The organism is Pseudomonas sp. B1-22 (assembly GCF_050474425.1).
Lineage (GTDB): Bacteria > Pseudomonadota > Gammaproteobacteria > Pseudomonadales > Pseudomonadaceae > Pseudomonas.
On record NZ_JBCHVH010000004.1, the window covers coordinates 430,359 to 443,037 of the forward strand.

The following is a 12,679-nucleotide window of genomic DNA, read 5'->3' on the forward strand; positions in this document are numbered from 1 at the left end:
CGGCGCGGATTCGGCTAGGGTGAAACAACGCCCCCGCCGGAGACCGCCATGCCACCGTTGCACGACCTGTCCGCCGTCGAACTGCTTGCCCTGTATCGCTCGCACCAGCTCTCGCCGGTGGAGTACCTCAAGCACCTGATCGCCCATATCGAACGCTGGGAGCCGCAGCTCTGCGCGCTCTACGCCTTCGACCCGCAGCGCGCGCTGGAACAGGCGCGGCGCTCGGAGGCGCGCTGGATACGCTGCGCCCCTTGCGGCGAACTGGACGGCGTGCCGGTGACCATCAAGGAACTGATCGCCACCCGCGGCGACCCGATTCCCCTGGGCAGCGCCGCCACCCTGCTGCAACCGGCCAGCGCCGACGCGCCGCCCGCAGCGCGCCTGTTCGAGGCCGGCGCCATCCTGCTGGGCAAGACCACGGTGCCGGACTACGGCATGCTCTCCTCCGGGCTTTCCAGCTTCCACAAGCTGGCGCGCAACCCCTGGGACCTGCGCATGAGCCCGGGCGGCTCCAGCGCCGGCGCCGCCTCGGCAGCAGCCGCGGGCTACGGGCCGCTGCACATCGGCACCGACATCGGCGGCTCGGTGCGCCTGCCCGCCGGCTGGTGCGGACTGGTCGGCTTCAAGCCGAGCCTCGGGCGCATTCCCATCGACCCTTATTACACCGGGCGCTGTGCCGGCCCCATGACCCGCACCCTGGACGATGCGGCGCTGATGATGCAGCACCTGTCCCGCCCCGACTGGCGTGACGCCACCGCCCTGCCGCCGGCCGATCTCGACTGGCACATCCAGCCCGCCGACGTGCGCGGCCTGCGCATCGGCCTGCAACTCGACCCCGGCTGCGGCCTGCAACCCGAACCCGAGGTGCGTGCCACCATCGAAGCCGCTGCCCGGCGCTTCGCTGAAGCCGGCGCGGAGATCATCGAAGTACGGCCCATCCTCGACCGCGAACTCCTGGAAGGCCTGGATCGATTCTGGCGCGCGCGCCTCTGGGCCGAGCTGGAGAACCTCCCGCCCGAGCGCCAGGCCAAGGTGCTGCCCTACATCTACCAATGGGCCGAAGGCGGCGCGGCAGTCTCCGGCGCCGAGGCCGTACGCGGCTTCAACCGCACCTTCGAGATGCGCCGGCGCGCCGCCGAGCAGTTCCAGGGCATCGACTTCCTGCTCTCGCCGACCAACCAGGTGGCCGCCTTCCCCGCCGAGTTCGCCTCGCCCACCAATGACCCGGCACGTCCCTTCGAGCACATCGGCTTCACCGTGCCATGGAACATGACCGAGCAGCCGGCGCTTTCGATCAATTGCGGTTTCACCGCCGAGGGCATGCCCATAGGCTTGCAGATCGTCGGCCCGCGCTTCGCCGACGTCGAGGTGCTGCGCCTGGGCAAGGCCTGGGAACGCTGGCGCGGCCCGCTGCCACAGTGGCCGCAGCCCCCGGCCACCGACTAAGCTCAGGACACACGCCGACCACAAGGATTCGATCGCGCGCCCATGCAGTATTCCGCCTACATCGCCCACCTGCTGGTGCTGATCCAGTTCCTGGGCATCGTCGCCGCAGTACACGCCGTACTCACCGTGCGCACCGCCCAGGGCGCCATCGCCTGGGCCACCTCGCTGGTGTTCATGCCGTTGCTGACCCTGCTGCCCTACCTGGTGTTCGGCCGCAGCCGCTTCGACGCCTACATCGGCGCGCGGCGCCAGGCCAACGAGGAAATGCACGTGGCCGCCGCCGAGCTGGACTGGCGGCCCTGGGTCGAGGAGGCCCTGGCGGCGCGTCAGTACGACGGCTACAAGGGGCTCAAGGCGATGGTCGGGCTGGCGCGCATGCCAACCCTGGCGAACAACCATGTGCGCCTGCTGGTGAACGGCAAGGCGTCGTTCGATGCCATGTTCGAAGCCATTTCCAGTGCGCAGAAAGTGATCCTGGTGCAGTTCTTCATCGTCCGTGACGACGCCCTCGGCCAGCGCCTGGCGCAACTGCTGCTGGAGCGTGCTGCCAACGGCGTGGACGTGTTCCTGCTCTACGACGGCATCGGCAGCCACGCCCTGCCCGGCCGCTACGTCGAGAAGCTTCGCAATGGCGGGGTGCAGGTGCACGCGTTCAGCACCGGCAGCGGGATGATCAATCGTTTCCAGGTGAACTTCCGCAACCACCGCAAGATCGTGGTCGTCGATGGCGTGCGCGGCTTCGTCGGCGGGCACAACGTCGGCGTCGAATACCTCGGCGAGAAGCCGCCGCTGTCGCCCTGGCGCGACACCCACATCGAACTGCGCGGCCCGGCGGTGGCCTGCCTGCAGGAGTGCTTCGCCGAGGACTGGTACTGGGCCAGCCATACGCTGCCGACGCTGATCCTGCCCAAGGCCTACGAAGACTCGGGGATGCTCTGCCAGGTGGTGCCCAGCGGCCCGGCGGACGCCCAGGAGACCTGCTCGCTGTTCTTCGTCGAGGCAATCAATTCGGCAGTGGAACGCATCTGGATCACCACGCCGTATTTCGTCCCCGACGAGGCGGTGGCCGCGGCGCTGCGCCTGGCGGTCCTGCGCGGGGTGGACGTGCGCATCCTGCTGCCCTCGCGGCCCGACCACAAGACGGTGTATGCCGCGTCCAGCCTGTACGCGCTGGACGCCGTGCGCGCCGGTTTGCGTATCTTCCGCTACCAGCCGGGCTTCCTGCACCAGAAGGTGGTGCTGATCGACCGCGACACGGCGGCGGTGGGCAGCGCCAACCTGGACAACCGCTCGTTCCGGCTGAACTTCGAGATCATGGTGGTGACCGTCGACCAAGGCTTCGCCCAGGAGGTGGAGCGCATGCTGGAGGCGGACTTCGAACAATCGGTGGAGATGACCCTGGACGACCGCAAGCGGCTGCACCGCTTGCAGCAACTGGGCATGCGGGTGGCGCGGCTGGTGTCGCCGATTCTCTGATTTATCGGTGCACCCCGTAGGAGCGCGCCATGCGCGCGATCGCGGGCATGGCCCGCTCCTACAAGGTCAGAAGCCCCTCACCCTAACCCTCTCCCAAAGGGAGAGGGGACTGGTCCGGCGCAGGATAAAACCACAGCATCAGCCGGCACACGCAGCTCCCTCTCCCTCTGGGAGAGGGCGGGGGTGAGGGTTAACCCGAGCACCATTTTCGACCGGTAAACGCCGCCCAAAAGAAAACGCCCGGCTCACTCTCGTGAGCCGGGCGTCTTTATTAGCGCGAACCTATCAGGCCGGCGCAGAACTACGGATCAGGTGATCGAAGGCCGACAGCGACGCTTTCGCCCCTTCACCCACCGCGATCACGATCTGCTTGTACGGCACCGTGGTCACGTCACCGGCGGCGAAGATGCCCGGCAGCGAGGTCTCGCCGCGCGCATCGACGATGATCTCGCCACGCGGGGTCAGCTCCAGGGTGCCCTTGAGCCATTCGCTGTTGGGCAGCAGGCCGATCTGCACGAAGATGCCTTCCAGGTCGATGGACTTGAACTCTTCCGAGTTGCGGTCCTTGTAGACCAGGCCGGTGACCTTCTGGCCATCGCCTTTCACTTCGCTGGTCAGCGCGCTGGTGATGACTTCCACGTTCGGCAGGCTGAACAGTTTGCGTTGCAGCACGGCATCGGCGCGCAGCTTGCTGTCGAACTCCAGCAGGGTCACGTGGCTGACGATACCGGCCAGGTCGATGGCCGCTTCGACGCCGGAGTTACCGCCGCCGATCACCGCCACGCGCTTGCCCTTGAACAGCGGGCCGTCGCAGTGCGGGCAGAAGCACACGCCCTTGGCCTTGTATTCCTTCTCGCCCGGCACGCCCATTTCGCGCCAGCGGGCGCCGGTGGCCAGGATCACGGACTTGGCCTTCAGGCTGCCGCCGCCCTCGAACTGCACTTCGTGCAGGCCGCCGGCGGTCTTCGCCGGAATCAGGGCGCTGGCGCGCTGCAGGTTCATGATGTCGACGTCGTAGTGCTTGACGTGCTCTTCCAGCTGGCGAGCCAGTTTCGGGCCTTCGGTCTCGGTCACCGAGATGAAGTTCTCGATCGCCATGGTGTCCAGCACCTGGCCGCCGAAGCGCTCGGCCGCCACACCGGTACGGATGCCTTTACGCGCGGCGTAGATTGCAGCAGCAGCGCCAGCCGGGCCACCGCCGACCACCAGCACGTCGAACTCTTCCTTGGCCGAGAGCTTCTCGGCTTCGCGGGCAGCGGCGCCGGTGTCGATCTTGGCGAGGATTTCTTCCACGCCCATGCGGCCCTGGCCGAACACTTCACCGTTGAGGTAGATGCTCGGGACAGCCATCACCTGGCGACGCTCGACTTCTTCCTGGAACAGCGCGCCGTCGATGGCGACGTGGCGGATGTTCGGGTTGAGCACGGCCATCAGGTTCAGCGCCTGGACCACGTCCGGGCAGTTCTGGCAGGACAGCGAGAAGTAGGTTTCGAACTCGAACGAACCCTGGATGCCCTTGATCTGCTCGATCACATCGGCGTCGAGCTTGGACGGGTGGCCGCCGACCTGCAGCAGCGCCAGCACCAGGGAGGTGAATTCGTGGCCCATGGGGATGCCGGCGAATGCCAGGCCGATGTTCGCCCCCGGGCGGTTCAGCGAGAAGGACGGCACGCGCTCGTCGCGGCCATCTTCACGCAGGGTGATCTTGTCGGTCAGGCCGACGATTTCATGCAGCAGCTCGCTCATCTCGCGGGATTTGTCGCTGTCATCGAGGGACGCGACGATCTCGAACGGCTGCTGGACCTTTTCCAGGTAGGCCTTCAACTGGGTTTTAAGCGTGGCGTCCAACATGATTCAAATCCTCGGAATTTGAGCAAAGGGATTCCCCGGCAGGCTTTTCAGCCCACCCTGCGCACGCTTTTGGCTTTGGCAGGGAGGATGCCGGTAGGCATCCTCGGGGTACTGCGTAAAACGGAGTGGGAAGCGTCGTGAGCAGGCGCCCGGAAGTTGCGTGGCGGGAGCCGCCGCGCAACCGCTTCCCGGCCGTTCTTAGATCTTGCCGACCAGGTCCAGGGACGGAGCCAGGGTCTTCTCGCCTTCTTTCCACTTGGCCGGGCAGACTTCGCCCGGGTGAGCGGCGGTGTACTGGGCAGCTTTCAGCTTGCGCAGGGTTTCGCCGACGTCACGAGCGATCTCGTTGGAGTGGATTTCGACGGTCTTGATCACGCCTTCCGGGTTGATCACGAAGGTGCCGCGCAGGGCCAGGCCTTCTTCCGGGATGTGCACGCCGAAAGCGTTGGTCAGCTGGTGGGTCGGGTCGCCGATCAGCGGGAACTTGGCTTTGCCGACGGCCGGGGAAGTTTCGTGCCACACCTTGTGGGAGAAGTGGGTATCGGTGGTCACGATGTAGACCTCGGTACCGGCCTTCTGGAACTCGGCGTAGTTATTGGCGGCGTCTTCGATCTCGGTCGGGCAGTTGAAGGTGAAGGCTGCCGGCATGAAGATCAGAACCGACCAGTGACCCTTCAGGGATTGTTCGGTGACTTCGATGAACTTGCCATTGTGGAAAGCGTTGACCTTGAACGGTTGAACTTGGGTGTTGATCAGGTTCATTAGGCAATTCCTCGTAGAGAGTTGTCGTTTAATCGAGTGGTCGATCGGTTGAAATTCGACAGGGGCAAGATTATCGCCTGATGACAGGAAAGGCCCATTGATTTAGGGCATCATGTAGATTGAGTGTCTCTATCAAAGGATATATAAAAGGAAGAAGTTTCCTATCGAAACCCGCTTCCGCGTCCTACGTCCTGCGCCCTCGCTATTCCTGGCTGTCTGGTCAAAAAGCCCTGCGAGCCTATGCTTGCCTTGAGGGCGCCAGCGCCTGACGACGAGGACTCCGCATGATCCAATTCCTGCTGGGCGACGAGCTGATCCGGGCCGACGGCGCAGCGCCGGAAACCAGCCTGCTCGACTACCTGCGCAGCCACCTGGCCCGTACCGGCACCAAGGAGGGCTGCGCCTCCGGCGATTGCGGCGCCTGCACGGTGGTGCTGGTCGAGCCCGACGGCGAGTCGCTGCGCTACCGCGCGGTGAACGCCTGCATCACCCTGCTCGGCGCGGTGCACGGGCGCCAGGTGCTGACCGTGGAACACCTCGGCGCGCCCGGCGCGCTGCACCCGGTGCAGCAGGCGATGGTGGACTGCCACGGCTCGCAATGCGGCTTCTGCACGCCGGGGATCGTCATGTCGCTGTTCGCCTGGCGGCACTCGCCGCCGCCCCACGACCGCGAGTCGGCGCTGACCGCGCTGTCCGGCAACCTGTGCCGCTGCACCGGCTACCGGCCGATCCTCGATGCCGCCACGCAGATCGCCGCGCAGCCCTGCACCGACCGCTTCTCCCGGGACGTTGCCCTGACCCTCGCCCGCCTCCGCGAATTGCCTACGGAAGGCACGCTGCAAGACGGCGAACAACAGGCCTGGCTGCCAACCTTGCCGAAGGAGCTGGACGACCTGTTGCAACGCCATCCGCAGGCCCGGCTCATCGCCGGCGGCACCGACCTGGCGCTGGAAGCCACACAGAACCTGAAAGCCTTCCCGGCGCTGATCCACCTTGACCGGGTGGCCGAGCTCCAGCGCCTGGAAACCCACCCCGACCACCTGCTGATCGGCGCCGCCCGCCCCTACGCCGACTGTCTCGAAGCACTGGAGGAATTCCCCGGCGTCGCCGCCCTGCTGGAGCGCCTGGGCTCCCTGCAGATCCGCCAGCGCGGCACCCTCGGCGGCAATATCGCCAACGCATCCCCCATCGGCGACATGCCGCCGGTGCTGCTCGCACTGGATGCGCGCCTGCGCCTGCGCATGACGGGAGCCGTGCGCGAGGTCCCCATCGACGACTTCTTCACCGGCTATCGCAGCACGATCCTGCAACCCGGCGAATACATCGAGTCAGTGCTGATTCCGCGCCTGAAGGCCCGGCAGAAATTCCGCGTCGACAAGATTTCCAAGCGCCGCGACGACGACATTTCCGCCGTGTGCATGGCCCTGCGCCTGGACCTCGACGACGCCGGCATCGTCACCGATGCGCGCCTGGCCTGTGGCGGCATGGCGGCCACGCCGTTACGCGGCGCCCGGACCGAAGCGGCGCTGCGCGGCAGGCCCTTCGACGCCGCTGCCGTATCCGCTGCGCAAGCGGCCATCCCGCAGGATTTCCAGCCCATCGACGACCTGCGCGCCAGCGCCGCCTATCGCCTGAAGGTGGCGCAGAACCTCCTGCAGCGCGCACTACTGGAATGGACCCACAGCCCTGCGGAGGTGCGCCATGCGTAGTCTGCCGCCGCTGGCCAGCAACGGCGTAACCGCCGCCGTACACAGCGCGGGACAGGCCCGCGAACACGACAGCGCGGCGCTGCACGTCAGCGGCGCGGCACGCTATGTGGACGACCTCAAGGAGCCGCGCGAGCTGCTGCACGCCGCCGTCGGCCTGACCGGCATCGCCTGCGGCGCCGTGCGCGCCCTCGATCTCGACGCCGTGCGTGCCGCCCCCGGCGTGGTGGCGGTGCTGACCCTGGACGACGTGCCCGGCCACACCGATATCGGCCCGGTGTTCCCCGGCGACCCGCTGCTGGTCGGGGATCGCGTGAAATACCATGGCCAGGCGCTGTTCGCCGTGGCCGCCGAAAGCCTGATCCAGGCGCGCCGCGCGGTGCGCCTGGCAAAGGTCGAATACGCCGAGGAACCTGCCCTGCTCGACCCGCTCCAGGCCAAGGCCGAAGAGCGCTTCGTGCGCCCGCCGCACCACATGCACCGGGGCGATGCCGAAGCCGCGCTGGCCGCTGCACCGCAGGTGCTGGAAGCCCGCCAGTTCGTCGGCGGCCAGGAGCATTTCTACCTCGAAGGCCAGGCCTCGCTGGCCCTGCCCACCGACGACGGCGGCATGCTGGTGCACACCTCCAGCCAACACCCCAGCGAAGTGCAGAAACTGGTGGCCGAGGTGCTGGCGATTCCGCTGGCGAAGGTCGCGGTGGAAGTGCGGCGCATGGGCGGCGGCTTCGGCGGCAAGGAGACCCAGGCCGCGCCCTTCGCCTGCCTCGCCGCCTTGCTCGCGCGCAAGACCGGCCGCGCGGTGAAGCTGCGCCTGCCGCGCGCCGACGACATGCGCCTGACCGGCAAGCGCCACCCCTTCCACAACCGCTACCGCATCGGCTTCGACGACGAAGGCCGGCTGCTCGCCGCGCAGCTGGAGGTGGTGGGCGACTGCGGCCATTCACCGGACCTCTCCGACGCCATCGTCGACCGCGCGATGTTCCACGCCGACAACGCCTACTTCATCCCCGACGTGGCCATCTCCGGCTACCGCAGCTTCACCAACATCGTCTCGCACACCGCCTTCCGCGGCTTCGGCGGGCCGCAGGGGATGATGATCATCGAGCGCGCCATGGACGACATCGCCCGCGCCGTGGGCAAGGACCCGCTCGAGGTGCGCAAGCTCAACCTCTACGGAGGAATGGGGCACGAGTTGACGCCCTACCACCAGAAGGTCGAGCACAACCTGCTGGGCGAGCTGATCGCGCGGCTGGAGCAGAGCAGCGACTACCAGGCACGGCGCTCGGCGATCCATGAATTCAACGCGCGGAGCCCGGTGCTGAAGAAGGGCCTGGCGCTGACCCCGGTGAAGTTCGGCATCTCCTTCACCGCGCAGCACCTGAACCAGGCCGGCGCGCTGATCCACCTGTACACCGACGGCAGCATCCAGCTGAACCACGGCGGCACCGAGATGGGCCAGGGGCTGAACACCAAGGTCGCGCAGATCGTCGCCGAGGAATTCCAGGTAACGCTGGAGCAGGTGCATATCACCGCCACGCGCACCGACAAGGTGCCCAACACCTCGCCCACCGCCGCCTCCAGCGGCACCGACCTGAACGGCATGGCCGCCCGCGACGCGGCGCGCACGCTGAAGAAACGGCTGATCGACTTTCTCACCGAGCGCGACGGCGTGAAGCCGCAGGAGGTGCGCTTCGAACACGGCGGCGTGACGGTCGGCGGCCGGCACCTGGGCTTCGCCGAGGTCATCCAGGCGGCCTACTTCGCGCGCATCCAGCTCTCCGCCACCGGCTTCTACCGCACGCCGAAGATCTTCTACGACCGCGAAAAGGGCCAGGGCCATCCGTTCTTCTACTTCGCCTATGGCGCGGCGGTTTCCGAGGTGGAAGTGGACACGCTGACCGGCGAATACCGCGTGCGGCGGGTGGACATCCTCCACGACGTCGGCCGCAGCGTGAACCCGGCCATCGATATCGGTCAGATCGAGGGCGGCTTCGTCCAGGGCATGGGCTGGCTGACCACCGAGGAACTGCGCTGGGACGACAAGGGTCGGCTGCTCACGGTGGGACCCGCGACCTACAAGATCCCGGCCGTGAGCGACATGCCCGAGGACTTCCGGGTGGCGCTGTTCGACCGTCCCAACGAGGAGGACAGCGTGTACCTGTCCAAGGCCGTGGGCGAACCGCCGTTCATGCTGGCGATCTCGGTGTGGTCGGCGCTGCGCGATGCCGTCGCCAGCCTGGCGGATTACCGGGTGAGCCCCGACCTGGATACGCCGGCGACGCCGGAGCGGGTACTCTGGGCCTGTGAGGCGATGCGCAAGGAGACCCGAGCATGACCCGAACCTGGATGGACGCCATCGCCCGCCTGCGCGACAGCGCCGAGCCCTACGTGCTGGTCACCGTGATCGGCGTGCAGGGCTCCACCCCACGCGAGTCCGGCAGCAAGATGCTGGTCACCGCCGAGGGCACGGTGGACACCATCGGCGGCGGTCATCTGGAATTCGCCGCCATCGAACACGCGCGCAAGCTCCTGCTGACCGGCAAGGACGCCCAGGCGCTGGAACACTTCCCCCTCGGCCCACGCCTGGGCCAGTGCTGCGGCGGGCGTGCCAGCCTGCTGTTCGAGTGTTTCGCCGCGCGCGGGCCGCAGGTGATCCTGTTCGGCGCCGGCCACGTGGGCCGCGCCCTGGCGCCGCTCCTGGCGGGCCTGCCGCTGCGCCTGGAATGGGTCGACAGCCGCGCGGCGGAGTTTCCCGCCCAGGCGCCCGACGGCGTCCGCATGCGCCTGCTCGACGACCCCGAGGATGCGGTGAGTGAAGCGACACCGGGCAGCTACTTCCTGGTCATGACCCACAACCACCCGCTCGACTACGCCCTCGCCGAAGCCGTGCTCAAGCGCGGCGACGCCGGTTTCCTCGGCATGATCGGCTCGCGCACCAAGGCCCAGCGCTTCCGGATGCGCCTGGAGCAGCACGGCTATGCGCCGGAGGTGATCGCCCAGCTGCACTGCCCCATCGGCCTGGCCGAAGTACCCGGCAAGCGGCCGCTGGAGGTTGCCATCTCCATCGCAGCGCAAGTCATCGCCCGCTATCACCAGGACGCGCCGCCGCGCCAGACGCGCGAAGGCGTCGCCTGGACCGCGCTGTGCGGCGACCCGACGAAAAGCTGACTGATTAGACGACAGTTTTTCGCGTACCCGCCGATAACCTCCTGACCCCGTCTCTTTGCCCGTGCCCAGTCACGTGCAGTTCGCCGTGCGTTCGGAGGAAAACAAGAATATGCGCCTGCGAAGTATCCAGACCCAACTCATCCTCAGCATGGGCGCAGCCCTGCTGATCAGCCTGCTCATCGTCCTCGGCCTGTATGCCGTGCTGGTCAACCGCCTGAGCGAGCGCTACCTGCTCGAGCAGGCCTTGCCAGCGAGCATCCAGGCGATCGCCAACGACTTCGAGCGACGCCTCACCGGCCCCATCACCGCCGCCTCCGGCATTGCCGAGAACACCCTCGTGCAGGACTGGCTGGCCGGTGGCGAAAGCCCGGAACGGGTTGCCGAATTCACCCGCTACCTGGGCGGCATCCGCACCTCGCAGAAGGCCTTCGCGGCGCTGATCGCGTCCAACGCCAGCGGCGCCTACTACAGCGACAAGGGCAAGGAACGCACCCTGAGCCGCAGCGACCCCAAGGACAGCTGGTACTTCCAGTTCATCGACAGCGGCAAGCCGCGCATGTGGAACATCGACGTCGACGGCGGCACCGGCCAGTTGGCGCTGTTCATCGACCAGCGCGTGGAGCGTGACGGCAAGCTGCTGGGCATCGCCGGGCTGGGCCTGGAGATGCGCGAGCTGTCGGCGCTGATCCGCGACTTCCGCTTCGGCCAGTCGGGGCGCGTGTACCTGGTGAAGAACGACGGGCAGGTGCAGATCCATCCCGATCCCTCGTTGCCCAAGGGCCTCACTCTGGGCGACCTGGTCGGCGCCCAGGCGGCGGCCGCGCTGCTGGGCCGGCAGGATTTCCAGAGCGCCCGCTTCGAGCGCGACGGCGAAGACTTCCTCGCCGCCAGCCTGCCGCTGCATGACCTGGGCTGGACCCTGGTGACCGAAGTGCCCGAGGCGGAAATCTACGCCGACGCCCGCGAGGCGCTGGCGTTCTCCGGCCTGGCCGGCGCCATCGTCGCGCTGCTCTGCCTGGCGCTGGTGGTGCTGATGGCGCGCAGCCTGGCCCGGCCGATCCGCCAGGTCACCGGCGCCCTTCTGGAAATCGGCGGCGGCGGTGGCGACCTGACCCGCCGCCTGGACGACAGCCGCGCCGACGAACTGGGCGACCTGGCGCGCGGCTTCAACCGCTTCCTCGAAGGCCAGCGCGCGCTGATCGGCGCCGTGCTCGCCACCAGCCAGCGGCTGTTGCAGACGGTCGGCGAAGTGGCGCGGGTGGTGGAGAACACCGCCGAACACGCCGGCCGCCAGCAGGAGATGACCGACATGGTCGCCACGGCGGTGAACGAGATGGGCAGCACCGTGCAGGAGATCGCGCGCAACGCCGAGCAGGCGGCCAGCGCCTCGCAGCAGGCGCGGGACGAGGCCGGCGAGGCGCGCCGGGTGGTCGACGGTTCGTTGCAGCTCGGCCAGCGCATGTCCGGGGAGATCGGCGAGGCCGCCAGCGCGGTGGGCCAGCTGGCCGACCAGGTGGCGAGCATCGACCAGGTGCTGGCGGTGATCCGTGGCGTCTCCGAGCAGACCAACCTGCTCGCCCTCAACGCCGCCATCGAGGCCGCGCGGGCCGGCGAGCTGGGCCGCGGTTTCGCCGTGGTGGCGGACGAGGTGCGCACCCTGGCCAGCCGCACCCAGGGTTCCACCGACGAGATCCTCGCCATCATCCAGCGCCTGAAGAACGGCGCCGACACGGCCGTGCGCTCGATGCACTCCGGCCAGCAGGCCACCGGCCAGAGCCTGGCCGCCAGCGAACAGGCCGGCGCCTCGCTGGGCGCCATCGCCGACCAGGTGGAGCGCATCAGCGACATCAACCACCAGGTCGCCACGGCTACCGAGGAGCAGTCGGCGGTGACCGAGGAGATCAACCGCAACGTGCAGGGCATCGCCGACCTCGCCCACGCCACCAGCCGCGAAGTGCAGCACGGCAGCGAGCAGTGCCGCGAACTGCGCGCCCTGGCCGACGACCTGGCGCGGCAGATGGCGCAATTCCGCCTGTAAGCCCGAGGCGCTGGCCTTTGCGCCGGCGCCTTTTTCCCCAAAGTTACCCACAGGCTGGCGAGGCTTCTCGTTTCGCACAACCCGCTTGTCGGTGCACCCTGGTGATCGATCATCGCCCCGGATCAGCAATGATCGGGCCCGAATCGCTCACAGACTACCCACAGATTGTTCAGAGCTTTTACACCGGGTTCTCCACCGCCGCTGAACATTCGCTCGAAAGGCCCGGGGCCAA

Annotated in this window: 8 protein-coding genes and 1 pseudogene; 7 read left to right on the forward strand and 2 right to left on the reverse strand. The window is 67.7% G+C overall.

Features of this window, described 5'->3' with window-relative positions:
• The first annotated feature begins 48 nt into the window (after positions 1-48).
• Complete coding sequence (locus tag ACQ5BL_RS17570; RefSeq protein WP_243808621.1) at positions 49-1,446, forward strand: amidase; 1,398 nt, start codon at positions 49-51, stop codon at positions 1,444-1,446.
• Positions 1,447-1,488: 42 nt separating this feature from the next.
• Positions 1,489-2,922: a cardiolipin synthase gene (gene cls / locus ACQ5BL_RS17575; RefSeq protein ID WP_243808620.1), complete on the forward strand. Its 1,434-nt coding sequence runs from the start codon at positions 1,489-1,491 to the stop codon at positions 2,920-2,922.
• 285 nt (positions 2,923-3,207) lie between these two features.
• Here the strand turns inward: cls and ahpF are convergent, their stop codons facing one another.
• Positions 3,208-4,773 carry an alkyl hydroperoxide reductase subunit F gene (gene ahpF / locus ACQ5BL_RS17580; protein WP_207885865.1) on the reverse strand — a complete coding sequence of 522 codons (1,566 nt, stop codon included), beginning with the start codon at positions 4,771-4,773 and terminating at the stop codon, positions 3,208-3,210.
• Positions 4,774-4,971: 198 nt separating this feature from the next.
• Positions 4,972-5,535: an alkyl hydroperoxide reductase subunit C gene (ahpC, locus tag ACQ5BL_RS17585; protein ID WP_207885866.1), complete on the reverse strand. Its 564-nt coding sequence runs from the start codon at positions 5,533-5,535 to the stop codon at positions 4,972-4,974.
• A gap of 284 nt (positions 5,536-5,819) precedes the next feature.
• Between ahpC and xdhA the strand changes: the two genes are divergently transcribed.
• From xdhA to ACQ5BL_RS17610, 5 genes and pseudogenes are all read left to right on the forward strand, one after another.
• Entirely contained in the window at positions 5,820-7,244 is a 1,425-nt protein-coding gene (xdhA, locus tag ACQ5BL_RS17590) for a xanthine dehydrogenase small subunit (protein ID WP_243808619.1), read from the forward strand.
• On the forward strand, positions 7,237-9,576 hold the full coding sequence (gene xdhB, locus ACQ5BL_RS17595; protein WP_243808618.1) for a xanthine dehydrogenase molybdopterin binding subunit: 2,340 nt from the start codon (positions 7,237-7,239) through the stop codon (positions 9,574-9,576). Before xdhA ends, xdhB begins: the two co-directional genes overlap by 8 nt.
• Positions 9,573-10,409, forward strand: coding sequence for a xanthine dehydrogenase accessory protein XdhC (xdhC, locus tag ACQ5BL_RS17600; protein ID WP_243808617.1), 837 nt, complete (start codon positions 9,573-9,575; stop codon positions 10,407-10,409). The genes xdhB and xdhC overlap by 4 nt, the downstream gene beginning before the upstream one ends.
• Positions 10,410-10,557: 148 nt before the next feature.
• Positions 10,558-11,580, forward strand: a pseudogene (locus tag ACQ5BL_RS17605) (HAMP domain-containing protein); the annotation flags it as partial.
• 138 nt (positions 11,581-11,718) lie between these two features.
• Entirely contained in the window at positions 11,719-12,447 is a 729-nt protein-coding gene (locus tag ACQ5BL_RS17610; RefSeq protein WP_430293208.1) for a methyl-accepting chemotaxis protein, read from the forward strand.
• The last annotated feature ends 232 nt before the right edge of the window (positions 12,448-12,679 follow it).

Coding starts and splice junctions, on each gene's coding strand:
- ACQ5BL_RS17570 (WP_243808621.1), top strand. CDS start 49: ATGCCACCGTTGCACGACCTGTCCGCCGTCGAACTGCTTGCCCTGTAT.
- cls (WP_243808620.1), top strand. CDS start 1,489: ATGCAGTATTCCGCCTACATCGCCCACCTGCTGGTGCTGATCCAGTTC.
- ahpF (WP_207885865.1), bottom strand. CDS start 4,773: ATGTTGGACGCCACGCTTAAAACCCAGTTGAAGGCCTACCTGGAAAAG.
- ahpC (WP_207885866.1), bottom strand. CDS start 5,535: ATGAACCTGATCAACACCCAAGTTCAACCGTTCAAGGTCAACGCTTTC.
- xdhA (WP_243808619.1), top strand. CDS start 5,820: ATGATCCAATTCCTGCTGGGCGACGAGCTGATCCGGGCCGACGGCGCA.
- xdhB (WP_243808618.1), top strand. CDS start 7,237: ATGCGTAGTCTGCCGCCGCTGGCCAGCAACGGCGTAACCGCCGCCGTA.
- xdhC (WP_243808617.1), top strand. CDS start 9,573: ATGACCCGAACCTGGATGGACGCCATCGCCCGCCTGCGCGACAGCGCC.
- ACQ5BL_RS17610 (WP_430293208.1), top strand. CDS start 11,719: ATGGTCGCCACGGCGGTGAACGAGATGGGCAGCACCGTGCAGGAGATC.